Here is a 14,356-nt window from a genome sequence, read left to right on the forward strand (position 1 = left end):
TAGGCCGTACGGACCGCCCGACGCGCTTCTCGGGCGCCGGGCTCGCAGGATCGGTTCCGTGGAGTTCCCGACCAAGGTGGCACTGGCCCAGGCCGTCCCGGTCCTGCCCCAGGGGCCGGGCTGGTGGTACGAGCCGAAGCTGGACGGTTCTCCAGACACTTGAAGTTGTCTCATCCGAGTGGCATCGCGGCATCTCCCAGCACACTTCCGACCGGCATCGGAAGACTGACCGTTGCCAGAGTGGTGACGCATTTCTGCGGGGTCACGTGCAGCTGTTCTTCACCGACCAACGGAAGGTCGGCCAGGTCGCTGGATTGAGTCAGGCAGAGCTGTCAGCTCTGTTCGCCCGGCGTCTGGTGCCTCCGGGTACGCCGATCCTGCTGGATGAGGCGATGCGCCCGGTCGAGCCGGTTTCGTCGATCGTGGGCACGCAGTGCGAGAATGACCACCGGCATCATGCCCACGACTGGCGCTCGGGCAAGAGCAAAGCGTCACGCCGGCGGCGTGGTGAGTTTGACGGCCACGGCGTCGAGGACCCAGTCCAGGCCGGTCGCGAAGGATGCCTCGGCGTCCACGTCCGTGCCGTCGTACACGGCCCTGGCCAGCGCCGGGAAGCGGCCGGTGGCCAGCATTCTCGTCAGATGCGGGCCGGAGGCCCGCTGCCAGTCGAGCTTGGACAGGCCCGTGGCGCGCTCGGCCCGCAGGTTCGCGATCTCGCGCCTGGTCGCGCCGATGAAGTAGGCGCTGACAGTCTCCACGGCGCGCATGACGGTGTCGATGTCCGCGAGGCCGTCGAAGGCGGCCAGCGTGGCCTCGGTCACGGCAAGGCGGTTCGGACCCAGGGCCGGGCGACCGCCGAGAAGGTCGGCCAGCCATTCGTGGCGGAGGGCGGCCTGCCTGGTGCGCTGGGCGAGGACGTGCAACGCCTCCCGCCAGTCACCGGGCTGCTCCTCGGCGCGGATCTCGGCGTGGACCTCGTCCACCATGAGGTCGAACAGCTCCTCCTTGGTGGAGATGTATCTGTACAGGCGCATGGGGCCGGCGTCCAGGCGGGCGGCGATCTTACGCAAGGACACCGCCTCTAGCCCGCCCTCGTCGGCCAGCGCGATGGCTGCGGCGACGATCCGCTCCCGGTCGAGCGGCACGGGTTGAGTCGGCGGCTCCGGCCGGTCCCACACAGTCATGGTGACATTGTACCGTTGCGATACATCGTAATGAACTAATACAGTGTATCGGCATGACGCATCGCATCGCAGTGGTCGGGAGCGGTCCTGCCGGCCTTACCTTCGCCCGTGTCCTGCACCGCCATGGCTACCCCGTCGCCGTCCTCGAACGCGATCCCGCCCTCGACGCCCGCCCCCCGGGCGGCACGCTCGACCTGCACGAAGGGCTGGGCCAGCTCGCACTGGACAAGGCCGGTCTGCTGGCGGAGTTCCAGGCACTGTCCCGTCCCGAGGGGCAGGCCATGCGCATCCTGGACACGGACGGAACTGTCCTGCGCGACTGGCGACCCCGTCCAGATGAACAGGCCAACCCCGAGATCGACCGCGGGCAACTCCGTGACCTGCTGCTCGGCCCTCTCGACGTCCAGTGGGGTCGGGGCGTGACGCAGGTGGTGCCGGGGACCCGGGACGGCGTACTGGTCCACTTCGCGGACGGGCGGCAGGAGACGTTCGACCTCGTGATCGGCGCGGACGGCGCCTGGTCCCGGATCCGCCCGGCGGTCTCGTCGGCGACACCGCACTACACCGGCGTCACCTATGTCGAGGCCTCCCTCGACGACGTAGACACCCGCCACCCCGACCTCGCCCGGCTGATCGGCGACGGTTCCGTGGCTGTGTACGGCGTGAACCGAGCTCTCGTCGCCCAGCGCAACAGCGGCGGCCACGCCAAGGTGTACGCCCAGTTCCGCGCGCCGCTGGACTGGCACACGAACCTGGACCTGGCCGATGTCGAGGCCGTGCGATCGAGCCTGCTGGCTCTGTTCGACGGCTGGGCCGCTCCCGTCCTCAACCTCCTCCGCCACGGCAACGCCTTCGTCCACCGCCCCCTCTACGTCCTGCCCGTGTCCCATACCTGGACCCACGTCTTCGGAGTGACGCTACTGGGCGACGCCGCCCACCTGATGCCCCCACTGGGGGCCGGCGCGAACCTCGCGATGCTGGAAGGCGCCGAACTCGCCGAGTCCATCGCCACCGGCCCTGAAGATCTGGACGAGGTCGTCCGCGCCTTCGAGGAACAGATGTGGGCACGGGCCAGCAGGTGGGCGAAGATCACGACGGCCGGTCTGGAACGCCTTGTGAGCCCGGATCCCTCCGAAGCCCTCGCCTTCTTCGACCAAGTCCAGCCATCCCGACTGCACAGCGCGAGGGCACCAGCACCAACAGCTCGCCATGGCTTCACGGGACAGTACGACACCGCCGCAGTCCCTTCCGGCAAGACCACCGCTGGACTGTCTCATGAGACACCTCAAAGTCTGGAGAACGGCGGCCACGGGATGGTGCTGCGTCGTACCGGCGAGACCGTTGTGCTGTACGCCCGGTCCGGCAGGGGCGTCACCCAGCACTGGATGGACTTGGCCGTCGCCAGCATGGTGCTCAGGCCAGACACGGTTTTGGACGGGGAGGCGACTCTGCTGCGTAATTCGTCAGGCGGAGAGTTGGTAGCTGAGTCGTTCGAGCCTGCTGTGGCGGGCGCGGTCGAGTGGCCCGGTGGTCCAATGGGCGTCGAGCCGGATCACGTTGAGCGCGGTGGCGGAGAAGGCGTGTTGGAGGCGGACTTTCGGTAGGCCGCGGTAGCGGGCCCGGCGGATGCCGGTGATGTCGAGGGCCTGGTTGATGGTGCCCTCGACGCCGGCCCGGAGGGCGTACTTGTTCTTCCAGGTGTCGGTCTTCTGCTCGGCGCGGGCCCTGGCGAGGTTGTCGTGGAGTTCTTCGGGCCTGAGGGTGAGCATGCGACGGCCGGTCTTCGAGGTGGTGCACTGCTTCTGGAAGGGGCAGTCGCGGCAGGTCAGGACGCTGAAGGTGACCACGATGGCGTCTGTGCCGTGTTGCTGGACGGGGTTCCAGTGGGAGCTGATCCTCCCGGCGGGGCAGCGGACCTGGCGGGTCTTCCAGTTGATGGTGAAGGCGTTCTTGTCGAAGCCTTCGGCCGCCTTGGCCTGCGCGGAGTGGTCCAGAAGGACCGGAGTGACCATGCGGATACCGTCCTGCGTGGCCTTGGTGATCAGGTCGGCCGACGGGTAGCCGGAGTCGAGGTAGTGCTCGGCCGGTTTCACGCCGTGCTCCGCGAGGCTCTGCTGGATGGGAGCGGTCGCCTTCACGTCGGGCACGGTCGCGTCGGTGGTGTGCACGTCGGTGATCAGATTCGGCATCCTCCCGGCCCCGGACCCGGACCCGGCGTCGGCGTCGGCGTCGGCGTCGGCGTCGGCGTCGGCGTCGGCGTCGGCGTCGGCGTCGGCGTCGGCGTCGGCGTCGGCGTCGGCGTTGGCGTTGGCGTTGGGGAGTGTGCCGCACGTTTCGGTGAGGTGGATCTTGTAGCCCATCCAGAACAGGTCATCGCCCTTGGCCGCCCAGCGTGCGTCCGCGTCGTAGGGGGAGGCCAGGCGGAGTTGACCGGGCGGGACGCCGTCGTCGGCGTCCCGCTTCCTGATCACCTGCCGTCCCCGGGCATCGGACCGGATGATGTAGGTCTGCACCAGGACCTGCCGCAGCAGATGCACCGCCTCGACCTCATGGATCCACACCGGGGCGTCCTCGGCCCAGGCCGCCCGGCACAGGGCGAGGGCGTCCTGGCCGAAGACCTGGGCGAGGCGGTCGCGTTTGGCCTGTGAGGACGGCATCCGCCAGCCGTCGGTCCTCGGTCCGTACCGCTCGGCGAACTCCGGCACGTCGATCTGTCCGGCCAGCCAGATCGGCGCCGCGACCGCCAGAGCCTCCAGCGCCGCCCGCACGCTCTCCCCGGCCAGCTCCAGCCGGTTCAAGTCCCGCACCGCACTGATCACATGGGTGGAATCGGTGCGCTGCTTGCCCCCGGCCACCACCAGCCCGGCGTCCTTGCAGTGCTCAAGGAGCCGGTCGAAGACCACCCGCTCCATGCCGTTGTCCGCGAGCCGGGCCCGGAACCTGGACAACACGCTGGCATCGAAGCCGGTGTCCGTCAGCTCCGCCCCAAGCGCGTACTTCCAGTCGATGGCCCGCACCGCCATCGCCACAGCCTGTCGATCAGTGAGGTCCTCGGCGAACTGCAACACCGTCACCAGCGACAACACCCCCGGCGACAGCCCCGGAGCCCCACGCACCCCGAATGCCCCCGCGAACGGCTCGGCGACGAAGACTTCCGCAAGGCGGTCCCGCACCCGTATCGCCAGGCTTCCCTTCGGGAACGCCGCCCGCGCCACCGCCACGGTCTGTTCCGGGATCTCCGGCAGCCCCACCGGCCGCATCGACATCCGTACCGCCTCCACGGCCGCACGACAGAGAAGCGACCTCAAGAACGATCATCACGGACCCGACCTCACCCCCGCAGCGAATTGCGCAGCAGAGTTGGAGGCGGTGATCTGGCGGGACGGCCGGCTCGACTTCGCAGCCGCGCAGTCACGGGCCGCGTCATCCGTGACCCGGGCCCGCGCCCTGGTACCCGGCCTCTTACATCTGCTGGGACGTCCTGCAGCACCCTGACCCGGCGATCGGTGACTGTCGAAGTCGCCCGTACACCGAGCGCCGCGCCTTCCTCCTGGAGCTCCTCGCCGATGCCGAACCACCGATCCAGGCAGTTCCGGCAACCGACGACCGGGACGTCGCCGCGCTCTGGTACGACGCCCTGCGCGAGCAGGGCATCGAAGGAATCGTCTGCAAGCGGGGCGGAGCAAGCTACCCGTCGGGACGGCGCAGGGGGTGGGTCAAGGTGCGGCACGCGGACACGGTCGACGCACTGGTGGTCGGGTTCACGGGGCCCCGGCTCCGGCCGCACCACCTGGCGCTCGCGGTGGGGGACGAGGGCGGTCCGGTCCGGTTGTCGGCGCGGCTGGCGCCCGTTCTCGCGGCACGTATCGGGTTGGCCCTGACCAGTTCGACTGTGGTGGGAGACCGCCGGACGCAGGGGGAGACGTACACGCGGGTGGAGACGGACCTGGTCGTCGAGGTGCTGGCCGGGGCAGGCCGGTATGGGACGCTGATCGTGACCCGGATGCGGTGAGTTACGGCACGTCGCCCTGCCAGTCCCACCTGTCCGGTGTGCCAGGCCTGGGCTCGTACTCGGCTCGGCCGCCCGGACCACAGGCGCCGATCTCCGTGATCAGCATGGTCCCGGTTGCTCGTTCCTCAGCTGCCCAGCCGGTGGCGTCAAGGAGCAGCCCGTCCAGTGGGCCGCCGACCAGTTCCACGTATTCGTGTCCGGGCTGCGGGCCGGGGTCGGGGTCGTTGTGGTCGGCGCCATACACCGGCGCCGCATCAGCCCGTCCATGCGGGCAGGATCGCACCGACCACTGACATTGGTTCGGGCTACGGGGCAACCTCGTACTTCACGGTGTTTGTGCAGCCCTTGGCGAGCTTCTCCAGCGCGGCCCGCTCCTTGTCGTCCGCGGTCAGCTTCCAGCGGAGCTTCGTTGCGGTCCAGTCGGCCAGGTGCACGACACCCCGGCCGGGCCCGCCGCCGGCCTTCGCCAGCACCCAGCCCGACGGCCGTCATTGTTGTGACGCCCAGGTACCGGTTGTGGCCGCTGGCCGTTCGGCTCCGGCGACCAAGTCGGTGAGCGGCAGGCCAAGTACCGGCCTGATGCCTCCCGCGCCCCTGATCGCCGACCTCATTGAGCATTGTTCATCTTGAAGTTGCAGGTCACGGGGCTGGCGTGGGTCGAGGCTGGGGTGCTCGTGCCGGTCGGGGGCGTGATCGGTAGCAGGTGATCATCCGGCGCATTGCCGGTTCGCCGGAATCGCGATGCCGGGTCCAGAGGGCTTCGTAAGCTCCGAGGAAGCACGGGCGGGAAGGGGCTATTGATGGCGGATGTTCTGGTCTGGGTGATGCAGCGGAGGGTGGTGGTGCTGGCCGATCGCGCCGAGCGGCTGCGCAAGGAGCTCGCCGGGATCGATGCCGAGGTGGCCCGGCTGGAGGCTTCCGAGGTGGTGATCGGGCAGTTCATCGAGGCCGAGCGGAGCGGGCAGGCTGACGACCGGGCCGTGGCTGAGGAGTTGGAACGGGTAACGACGGCACCGGGTGCGGGCGGGATGCTGCTGGTCCCGCACCGCGAGCCGGGCGTGGACGAGAGCGCGCTGCCCGCCGACTACCAGGCGATCATGAAGATGGTGACCGCGGCTTCGGAGCCGGTCCCGGCCAAGGACGTCAGCGTCCAACTCGGCAGGGGCACCCAGCCCGGGCAGGTCGAGCCGGTCCGCGACAAGCTCAGGCGCCTGGCGGACCGGGGCTGGCTGCACCGCACCCCAGCCGGCCGCTTCACTGCCCTGCCGCAGCCGCCGGTCTGACCGGTCGCGGCTGGATTTCGGCGTAACGTGCAGGCCCCCGACGGGAGTTGGGGTGTCCATGCGAAGGAAAAACCGCCCCGTCGAGGGCACTGAAGGGCTTGTCTACCAGTGCCGCCTGCCGCTGTCGAGCGCCACTTTGGACCTGGTCTCCGGCCTGGTCCGCGGTCACCTGAAGAAGATCCGCTCGCGCTGGCGCAAGCTCCCGCCCGGCCGGATCGCCCTGATCGTCCTGGCGGGCCTCCGCCACGACCAGCGGCTTTCCGACATCGCGGGCGGCAACGACGTCTCCGCCTCCACCGTGCGCCGCTGGCTGCTGGAAGTGCTCGGCCTGCTCGCCGCGCGGGCCCCGCGCCTGGACCGCGCCCTGAAGAAAATCGCCCGGAAGGGTGGCGTCGTTGTGTTGCTCGACGGCACCCTCGTCCGTACTCGCCGACGCACCGGGGACGCCAACCGGCCGAACTACTCGGGCAAACACAAGGCCCACGGCCTGCTGTTCCTCGCCCTGACCGACGAGCGCGGCAACCTGGTGTGGATCTCGGCGGCGAAGCCGGGGCGCTGCTCGGAGATCACCACTGCCCGCCACAACAAGATCACCGCCCACCTGCGGGAGGCCGGCCTGGGGGTGCTCGCCGACCTCGGCTTCGTTGGCCTGGACGACAATCCCGACGACCCGGTGATCGTCACCGGCCGCAAAGCGACCCGCGGCCATCCCCTGACTGCCGCCCAGAAGGAGGCGAACCGGCTGGTCAGCCGCGAACGAGCGGCGAACGAGCACGGCTTCGCCGATCTGAAGAACTGGCGGATCCTCACCAAGGTCCGCATGAACGCCCGCCACGCGACCATGCTTCTGCGGGCTCTCCTCGTGCTGACAAACGCCGAGGTCCAGCGTTGACGGACGATCACCTGCTACCGATCACGCCCCCGACCAGCGCGAGCACCCCAGCCTCGACCCACGCCAGCCCGGTGACCTGCAACTTCAAGATGAACAATGCTCAATGACGGGCAGCCCGGCAGCGTGGCGGAGTTCCTGATCTGCTGCGGGATGACGTGAAGTGCTTCGGGTGTAGCTCGTTCTGAGGGAAGGGCCGAGCTGGGCTCTGCCACACACGATGCGCGGAGCCGACAGTGATCCTCTCGCGTGGGACACCCGGGGTAAATATCCATCCAGGTGCGAACCACGCCCCAGTCGGGGCGGTGGGAGTCGGCCCACATCCCGTACGTCCCACCGTGACCGATGTCCGAGCGCCTCAATGCCGGCTGGCCGCAAAACGGATTAACTGGCCAAGTGCCGCAACACATGACGTAGTGGCCCTGTACGCGACAGAGGGTTCTGGCACAACTTCTGTGATGACGGCCGGCCGATCGCTGCATCGGCTCGGTAAGTGAGCGGAAACAGCAGGTCAGCGGGACTGTAAAACGTTCGGTGTAACTCCCGATCATGGAAGATGCATCGATGACCAGCAATAACGTGACCGAGGCCGAGTCCGTCGAGCCGTCTGAGACGGTGCCGGCGAAGTCTGTGGACGACCGGCTGATCGATGAATTGGTGGGACGGGCTCAGGCCGAGGGCCTTCAGCTGACCGGCGAGGGCGGGCTGCTCCAGCAGCTGACCAAGCGGCTCCTGGAGTCCGCTCTCGAGGGCGAGATCACCGACCACCTCGGCTATGACAAGCATGATCCGGCCGGGAAGAACGGCGGTAACTCACGCAACGGCACCCGGGCCAAGACCGTGCTGACCGATGTCGGCCCGGTCGAGATAGTCGTGCCGCGCGACCGGGAAGGCAGTTTCGAGCCGCGGATTGTCAAGAAGCGGCAGAAGCGTCTGTCCGGCGTGGACGAGATGGTCATCTCGCTCGCGGCGAAGGGCCTGACGACCGGCGAGGTCCAGGCCCACCTCGCGGAGGTCTATGGCGCCGACGTGTCCCGCCAGACGATCTCCACGATCACCGACAAGGTCCTCGATGGCATGGCCGAGTGGCAGAACCGGCCCCTCGACCCTGGGCGGTTTCTAGCGGTGATTGCGAATCACGGAAACTGTGATGCTATGCCCCAGTCTTGCATGACCTCGGACGGACTACGGTCTCCCAGGACCATTCGGGGGCGGTCGTTGAGCTGACGGGCCACGGCCGTCAGGTTGCGCAGGGAGTGGACCGTAAGGTCGGTGCCCTTGGGGAAGTACTGCCGCAGCAGACCGTTGATGTTCTCGTTGGTGCCGCGCTGCCAGGGAGAATGAGGATCGCAGAAATAGATCCGAAAGCCGGAGAGGGCCTCTATCTCTTCATGGAGGACGAGCTCGCGCCCCTGGTCCCAGGTCAGGGTCCGCCGCAACGCTGGCGGCAGATCGGCGGTCTGCGAGACCAGGGCGTCGCGCATCGGCTGGGCCTTCCAGCCGTGCGGCAGGTGGATCAGGCGAACGAAGCGGGTCGTGCGGTCGACGAGGGTTCCTATAGCGGACCGCTGAGCGCGTCCGATGATGAGGTCTCCCTCCCAATCGCCGGGCGTTTCACGATCGTTGACCGTGGTGGGTCGGTCATGGACGAGCGTCATGTTTTTAATCTTGTTGGGTGAGACGACGCCACGGCGTTGCCGCTTGCGGCGGGTGCGTCCGGTGCGCAGTCGGCCCTCACCCTTGCCCAGAAGGCCAGCGAACAGGCCACGGTAGATCGTCTCCGGACAGGCCCGCATGCGAGGGTTGTCCGGGTGCTCGCGTGCGAGGTGTCGAGCAATCTGCTGCGGGGACCACTTCTCGTCGAGCTTCTCGCGCACTGCCGCGCGCAGCGGTCCGTGGTCGCGGAGTTTCTCTTCTTTGGGGCGTTGGCGACGCAAGAGCGCCTGGTTGTGTGCCCACCAGGGTTCGTACTCCCCGTTCTCCTTCCGGCCGCGTCCAATCTCCCGGTAGACCGTCGAAACGCTCTTGCCGATCTCGGCGGCGATGACGACCGGGCTCCGCCCGGCGCGCAGGCCGTCGGCAATGGCGATCCGGTCGTCCTGGGTCAGGAAGCGTGGCGAGATGGGAGGGTCAGGAATGATCATGCTTCCAGCATCGATGAACCAGTTGGACCCGCAGCTCACCGATACGCCCACTTGGCGGGCGGCCGCTGCCCCCTTCAGGCCCTTGCGCCGCAGCTCGAAGTACCGCCGTCTGGCCGACGACGGCATGCGATTGGCTCCTCCACGAGGCATGCGAACCATCTCCCCTCGCACGTTCGCAACCACCGATGGAATTCAAGCTGTCTATCCCGTGGTCTTCATCGACGCCATCCACGTGAAGATCCGGGTTCTGTCGACGATCTTGTGATCCGGACGGCTGAGCACGTTGCTCCGCCTGTTCGCGATCATGCATCGCGTGCTCTCGTGATGTGCTCCTCGAGCTGTTTCCGTACCTGTCCGCGTTGCTGATCGAGGAGGTCGAGCGGCGGCCGGACCAGGTAGTGCTGAGAGCGCGGGTGCGGGCGACGACTGGCTCCTGTCGGTGCGGTCAGAGCTCGGCCCGGGTGCACGGTCGGTACGTACGCAGGCTGCGTGATGTCGCCGTGGGCGGGCTCGGTGTCGTGATCGAGTTGTGCGTGCGCCGCTTCCGCTGCGAGAACCCTGCCTGCACGGCGGTGACGTTCGCCGAACAGATCTCAGGACTGACCACCCCGCACAGTCGGCATACCCCGCTGCTGCGCGAGGTGTTGACGCAGATCGGGCTGGCCCTGGCCGGCCGGGCAGGAGCCCGACTGGCGTCCGCGGTCGGACTCACCGTAGGAAAGGACACGCTGTTGCGGCTGGTCAGGGCTCTGCCCGAGCCGGAGATCGGCAAGGTGGAGATCCTCGGCGTCGACGACTTCGCCTTCCGCAAGGGCCGCCACTACGGCACGGTATTGATCGACATGGCCACCCACCGGCCGCTGCACCTCTACGACGGCCGCGAAGGCGAGGACCTGGCTGCCTGGCTCCGCGATCACCCAGAGGTGAAGGTCATTTGCCGGGACCGTTCCAGCGGTTACGCGGAGGGCGCTCGGGTCGGGGCACCGCAGGCCGAACAGGTCGCGGATCGCTACCACCTGTGGGCCAACCTCGGCCAGGCGGTCGAGAAGACGGTCAACGCCCATCGCTTCCGCCTGGCCGAACCGCCTCCCGGCTCGGCCTCCGGCCCCGACCACGCGGAGGTGGAGCCCGAAGTGGTCCAGCCACCGAAAGACCTGAAGATCGTGATCCGGCTGCGTGAGCAGCATGCTGCCGCCCATGAGCTGTGGCAGCAGGGGATGTCGAAGGCGGCGATCGGCCGGAAGCTCGGGCTGCACCAGGCCACGGTCCGTAAACTGGTCAACGCCCGCTCCGCCGATGATGTCGTGGCCAAGAACCTCCAACGAGCGCATGTTGTCGACCCGTACGTCGGCTACTTGCACCGGCGCTGGAATGAGGGCGTCAGGAACGCCGCCCAGCTCTACCGCGAAATCCAGCAAATCGGCTATCCCGGCGGCGAGTTGGCTGTTCAGCGGCATCTGCGGCGCTACCGGACCGGGCGCGGACACGCACCCGACCCGGGACCGAAGCCTCCATCGGTCCGCGAGGTCACCTCCTGGATGATGACCCACCCCGAGCACCTGCGGGACGAGGACGCCGGCAAGCTGCACCGGCTGTGTGAGCGCGATCCCGAACTCGACCGGCTCACTCTTTACATCAGGAGGTTCGCCGCAATGATGACCGGTCGTCACGGCGACCGCCTCGAAGAGTGGATCACCGACGTCGAACGGGACAGTCTGGCTCCGCTTGCGGGCTTCGCCCGCAACCTCCGCCGCGACTTCGACGCGGTCCGCAACGGGCTGTCCCTGCCGCACAGTTCCGGTGCCGTCGAGGGCAACATCAACCGGCTGAAGATGCTGAAACGCCAGATGTTCGGCAGGGCCAGCCTCGATCTCCTTCGCAAACGCGTCCTGCTCACACGGTGAGCCTCGACCGTCCGGATCACAAGATCGTCGACAGAACCAAGATCCGCGACGGCGCGGTCGCCAACCGGCCCATTTACGTGGCCCTGGCGGTCACGACCGAAGGCCGGCGGGACATCCTCGGCCTGTGGGCCGGCGACGGCGGCGAGGGCGCCAAACACTGGATGCACATCCTCACCGAGATCAAGAACCGCGGCGTGAACGACGTCCTCATGCTCGTCTGCGACGGGCTCAAGGGCCTGCCCGACGCCGTTGAGAACGTCTGGCCCCGCACGGTCGTGCAGACCTGCGTGGTCCACCGGAGCCGTAAAGAATCAACTTGTCGGTGTGTCGCTGTCGACGGATGCCAGGAGCTCGGCGCCGGTGGTGAAGCGGGTCGGGCCGGGCGGCAGCGTGATCCCGGCTTCGTGCAGGACGGGTTGGGCGTCGGCGAGGGCGTTGTTGAGGGTGCCGAGGCTGACGCCGAAGGCGTCTGCCAGGACCTGTCGGGTGCCGAGCTTGCGCTGATAGAGGACGGCGGCCAGGAGGCGTTCGGCGTCGGTGATCTTCTGCCGGAAGACGCCTCCGCGGGTGCCGGGCTGGCGTGGGCCGCCCCGCTGCTGGTGTCGACGCCGCTCGATCAAAGCGGCTTGCTGGAGGGAGAGTTGGTCGATGAGGGAGGCGAGGTCACTGCGTTCCATCCCGGTCAGGGCCGGGTCGGCCAGGCGATGCGTGCGCTGGAGCCGGGCGGTGACCGGGGCCCCGGTGCGTACGAAATCCTCGATCTCCTGGCCGCTTGAGAAGCACAGGGTGGTGGGCGTGAGGGAGATGCCGTGTTCCTGGAGGAGCCGTCGCACTTCCTTGACCGAGGGGCCGATCGTGCGCTGACACAGGCCCAGCATCTCGGCCAGCAGGTTCTGCGAGCACACGTGCCGCAGGTAGATCACGCTCAGTAGGACACGGTCCGCGGGGGTGAGGACCGGGCGCTTGTTGTCTCCGGCCGCATGGCGGCGCGGCCCGCCGCGCTTGCGGTGCAGGCGGTCCTCGCGCAGAGAGCCCAGCTCGGGTGTGATCTTCGCGGTCAGGGCTGTGAGTTCCTCGCGGCTCAGCCCGGTCAGGGCCGGCTCGGCCAGCAGGTCGAGGACACGTCGACGGGCCTTCTCCCGGTCGGTGGCCTGCACGGGCTCCTCATCGAGGGGGCCGTCGGGGCGGACGGTGTAGTTCCAGGTGCCGTGCGTGTCGTGGTACTCGATCGGCAGCCTCCTCAACTGGGCCTTGCTGATCGCGAGCCCCAGGGGGTAGCGGCCGGTGTCGAGTTCGGCTTCGACCCGCAGCCCGCTGCGGGTCCGGGTCGAGGCGATGGCGTTGACGACGACTTCATAGCTGGTCAGCGGGCGGCCCCGCCAGTTCATCGTGATGTGGGAGAACAGCCGGTGCTCGATCTTGTTCCACTTCGAAGTAGCTGGCGGAAAGTGACAGACGGTGACGGCCAGACCTGTCTCGGCGGCGAACTTGGCCAGCTCCGCCTTCCAGACGCGGTAGCGGTAGCCGTTGGAACCGCCCGCGTCCGCAGTGATCAGCAGCCGTCTGGCCCGTGGATAGTCCAGTCGGCCCCGCACCTGCCACCAGCGGCGGATCGAGGCGACCGCGAACGTGGAGGTGTCGTGGTCGGTGCCGACGTTGACCCAGCCGGTGTCTGCCGAAAGATCGTAGACGCCGTAAGGGATGGCGGCCTCGCCGGTCGGCCCGGAGAAGAAGCTGTGGTCATCGACCCGGACCGGGTCGCCCTTCGGCCGCCACTGCCGGCCCGGGTTGGGCAGCTGGCCGATCATCTCCTTCTTCTTCGTGTCCACGCTGATGACCGGCTCACCGTCGGCCTGATGCCGTTTGACCTGCTCGTTGATGTAGCGAAACTGGGCGTCCCGGTCCGGGTGTTGCTCGCCCTCCAACGTCTTGGCCTGGGCCTGGAGGCTGAAGCCGCTGTCCTTGAGTAGCCGCCCCACCGTCATCGCGGAGACCGGATGACCCTGACAGGCCAGCTCGTCTGCGAGGTTCCGCAACGACTTCGTCGTCCACCGCAGCGGCGACATCGGATCACCCCGCTCATCCGGCTCGACCAGCGCCAACAGCGCGGGCAGCAGCCCCGGATCGATCTCCTCGGCCCGCTTGCGACCTCCACCCGGTCTGCGAGTCCGTCCTGTGGCCGGCGGGGCCTCGCCCGCCTCCAGCTCGAAGACACCCCTGCGGACCGTGGTTTCGCTCACACCTGCGACCTGCGCGACGGTCCGGACACCGCCATGCCCCAGCAACCTCGCCTCTGCAGCCAGCAGCAGACGCCTCTGCCGCTCGTCCAGATGCGGCAACAACACCTCGAACCGCACGGCGAGTTGACCGCGCATCCCCTCCGAAATCGCCATACCAGGTCAACGAGACACCCAGTCGGAGACAACACCTTGTTTCCGTACGGCTCCACCTGCTGCGGAACTCCTTCCGCTATGCCGCCCGCCAGGACTGGGACAAGATCGCCAAACTCCTCAAGCCCGTCTACACCGCGGCGACTGAGGAGGCCGCCCTCGAGCGGTTCGCCGAGTTCGCCGACGCCTGGGGCCGGAAGTATCCGGCGATCGTGCGGCTCTGGGAGAACGCGTGGGAAGAGTTCACCCCGTTCCTCCGCTTCGACACCGAGATCCGCCGCATCGTGTGCACGACGAACGCGATCGAGTCCGTGAACGCCAGGATCCGCCGGGCGGTCAAGGCCCGCGGCCACTTCCCCAACGAGCAGGCCGCGATGAAGTGCGTCTACATGGCGATCATGTCCCTGGACCACACCGGCAAGGGCCAGGCCCGCTGGACCATGCGCTGGAAGACCGCACTCAACGCCTTCGACATCACCTTCGACGGCCGCCTCTCCGCAGCCCGTCAGTAACTCCAACAACCTGAGTTACACCGTTCCTTTGACAGACC

12 protein-coding genes and 4 pseudogenes are annotated in these 14,356 nt (G+C 68.1%); 10 read left to right on the plus strand and 6 right to left on the minus strand.

The window, feature by feature from the left end; all coding sequences use genetic code 11:
• Positions 1-491 precede the first annotated feature (491 nt).
• On the minus strand, positions 492-1,184 hold the full coding sequence (locus OG611_RS40500; protein WP_266425288.1) for a TetR/AcrR family transcriptional regulator: 693 nt from the start codon (positions 1,182-1,184) through the stop codon (positions 492-494).
• A 53-nt stretch (positions 1,185-1,237) separates the two neighbouring features.
• Between OG611_RS40500 and OG611_RS40505 the strand changes: the two are divergent.
• Positions 1,238-2,353 (plus strand): annotated as a pseudogene (locus OG611_RS40505) (FAD-dependent oxidoreductase); the annotation flags it as partial.
• Positions 2,354-2,647: 294 nt separating this feature from the next.
• Here OG611_RS40505 and OG611_RS40510 read toward each other — a convergent pair.
• A complete protein-coding gene (locus OG611_RS40510) occupies positions 2,648-4,450 on the minus strand; it encodes a transposase (protein WP_266425285.1) in 1,803 nt (600 codons plus the stop codon).
• Positions 4,451-4,647: 197 nt separating this feature from the next.
• Between OG611_RS40510 and OG611_RS41025 the strand changes: the two are divergent.
• Together OG611_RS41025 and OG611_RS40515 are read left to right on the plus strand one after the other, a co-directional pair.
• A pseudogene (locus OG611_RS41025) lies at positions 4,648-4,896 on the plus strand (ATP-dependent DNA ligase); the annotation flags it as partial.
• A 9-nt stretch (positions 4,897-4,905) separates the two neighbouring features.
• Complete coding sequence (locus OG611_RS40515; protein WP_266425282.1) at positions 4,906-5,196, plus strand: hypothetical protein; 291 nt, start codon at positions 4,906-4,908, stop codon at positions 5,194-5,196.
• Position 5,197: 1 nt separating this feature from the next.
• Here OG611_RS40515 and OG611_RS40520 read toward each other — a convergent pair whose 3' ends face one another.
• Both OG611_RS40520 and OG611_RS40525 read right to left on the minus strand, forming a co-directional pair.
• Positions 5,198-5,440, minus strand: coding sequence for a hypothetical protein (locus OG611_RS40520; protein ID WP_266425280.1), 243 nt, complete (start codon positions 5,438-5,440; stop codon positions 5,198-5,200).
• 61 nt (positions 5,441-5,501) lie between these two features.
• On the minus strand, positions 5,502-5,669 hold the full coding sequence (locus tag OG611_RS40525) for a hypothetical protein (protein WP_266425278.1): 168 nt from the start codon (positions 5,667-5,669) through the stop codon (positions 5,502-5,504).
• A gap of 327 nt (positions 5,670-5,996) precedes the next feature.
• Between OG611_RS40525 and OG611_RS40530 the strand changes: the two genes are divergently transcribed.
• The 3 genes from OG611_RS40530 (at position 5,997) to OG611_RS40540 (ending at position 8,595) form a co-directional block, all read left to right on the plus strand.
• Positions 5,997-6,479, plus strand: coding sequence for a hypothetical protein (locus OG611_RS40530; RefSeq protein ID WP_266425275.1), 483 nt, complete (start codon positions 5,997-5,999; stop codon positions 6,477-6,479).
• 58 nt (positions 6,480-6,537) lie between these two features.
• The gene (locus OG611_RS40535; RefSeq protein ID WP_266425272.1) at positions 6,538-7,371 is read left to right on the plus strand and encodes a transposase family protein; all 834 of its coding nucleotides are present in this window, start codon (positions 6,538-6,540) and stop codon (positions 7,369-7,371) included.
• Positions 7,372-7,932: 561 nt separating this feature from the next.
• Complete coding sequence (locus tag OG611_RS40540) at positions 7,933-8,595, plus strand: transposase (protein ID WP_266431470.1); 663 nt, start codon at positions 7,933-7,935, stop codon at positions 8,593-8,595.
• Here OG611_RS40540 and OG611_RS40545 read toward each other — a convergent pair.
• Complete coding sequence (locus OG611_RS40545; RefSeq protein ID WP_266425269.1) at positions 8,505-9,512, minus strand: IS30 family transposase; 1,008 nt, start codon at positions 9,510-9,512, stop codon at positions 8,505-8,507. The genes OG611_RS40540 and OG611_RS40545 overlap by 91 nt on opposite strands.
• Positions 9,513-9,525: 13 nt before the next feature.
• Here OG611_RS40545 and OG611_RS40550 point away from each other — a divergent pair, with 13 nt between their 5' ends.
• The 3 genes and pseudogenes from OG611_RS40550 to OG611_RS40560 form a co-directional block, all read left to right on the plus strand.
• Complete coding sequence (locus OG611_RS40550) at positions 9,526-9,777, plus strand: hypothetical protein (protein ID WP_266425266.1); 252 nt, start codon at positions 9,526-9,528, stop codon at positions 9,775-9,777.
• A gap of 61 nt (positions 9,778-9,838) precedes the next feature.
• The gene (locus OG611_RS40555) at positions 9,839-11,416 is read left to right on the plus strand and encodes an ISL3 family transposase (RefSeq protein WP_266425263.1); all 1,578 of its coding nucleotides are present in this window, start codon (positions 9,839-9,841) and stop codon (positions 11,414-11,416) included.
• A gap of 38 nt (positions 11,417-11,454) precedes the next feature.
• Positions 11,455-11,712: pseudogene (locus OG611_RS40560) on the plus strand (transposase); the annotation flags it as partial.
• 15 nt (positions 11,713-11,727) lie between these two features.
• Here the strand turns inward: OG611_RS40560 and OG611_RS40565 are convergent.
• Complete coding sequence (locus OG611_RS40565) at positions 11,728-13,809, minus strand: ISAzo13 family transposase (protein ID WP_266425261.1); 2,082 nt, start codon at positions 13,807-13,809, stop codon at positions 11,728-11,730.
• Between the two features lie 50 nt (positions 13,810-13,859).
• On the opposite strand from OG611_RS40565, the pseudogene OG611_RS40570 reads away from it, so the two are divergent.
• A pseudogene (locus OG611_RS40570) lies at positions 13,860-14,318 on the plus strand (transposase); the annotation flags it as partial.
• Positions 14,319-14,356: the final 38 nt, after the last annotated feature.

Source organism: Streptomyces sp. NBC_01363, assembly GCF_026340595.1.
In the GTDB taxonomy this organism is placed as follows: Bacteria; Actinomycetota; Actinomycetes; order Streptomycetales; family Streptomycetaceae; genus Streptomyces.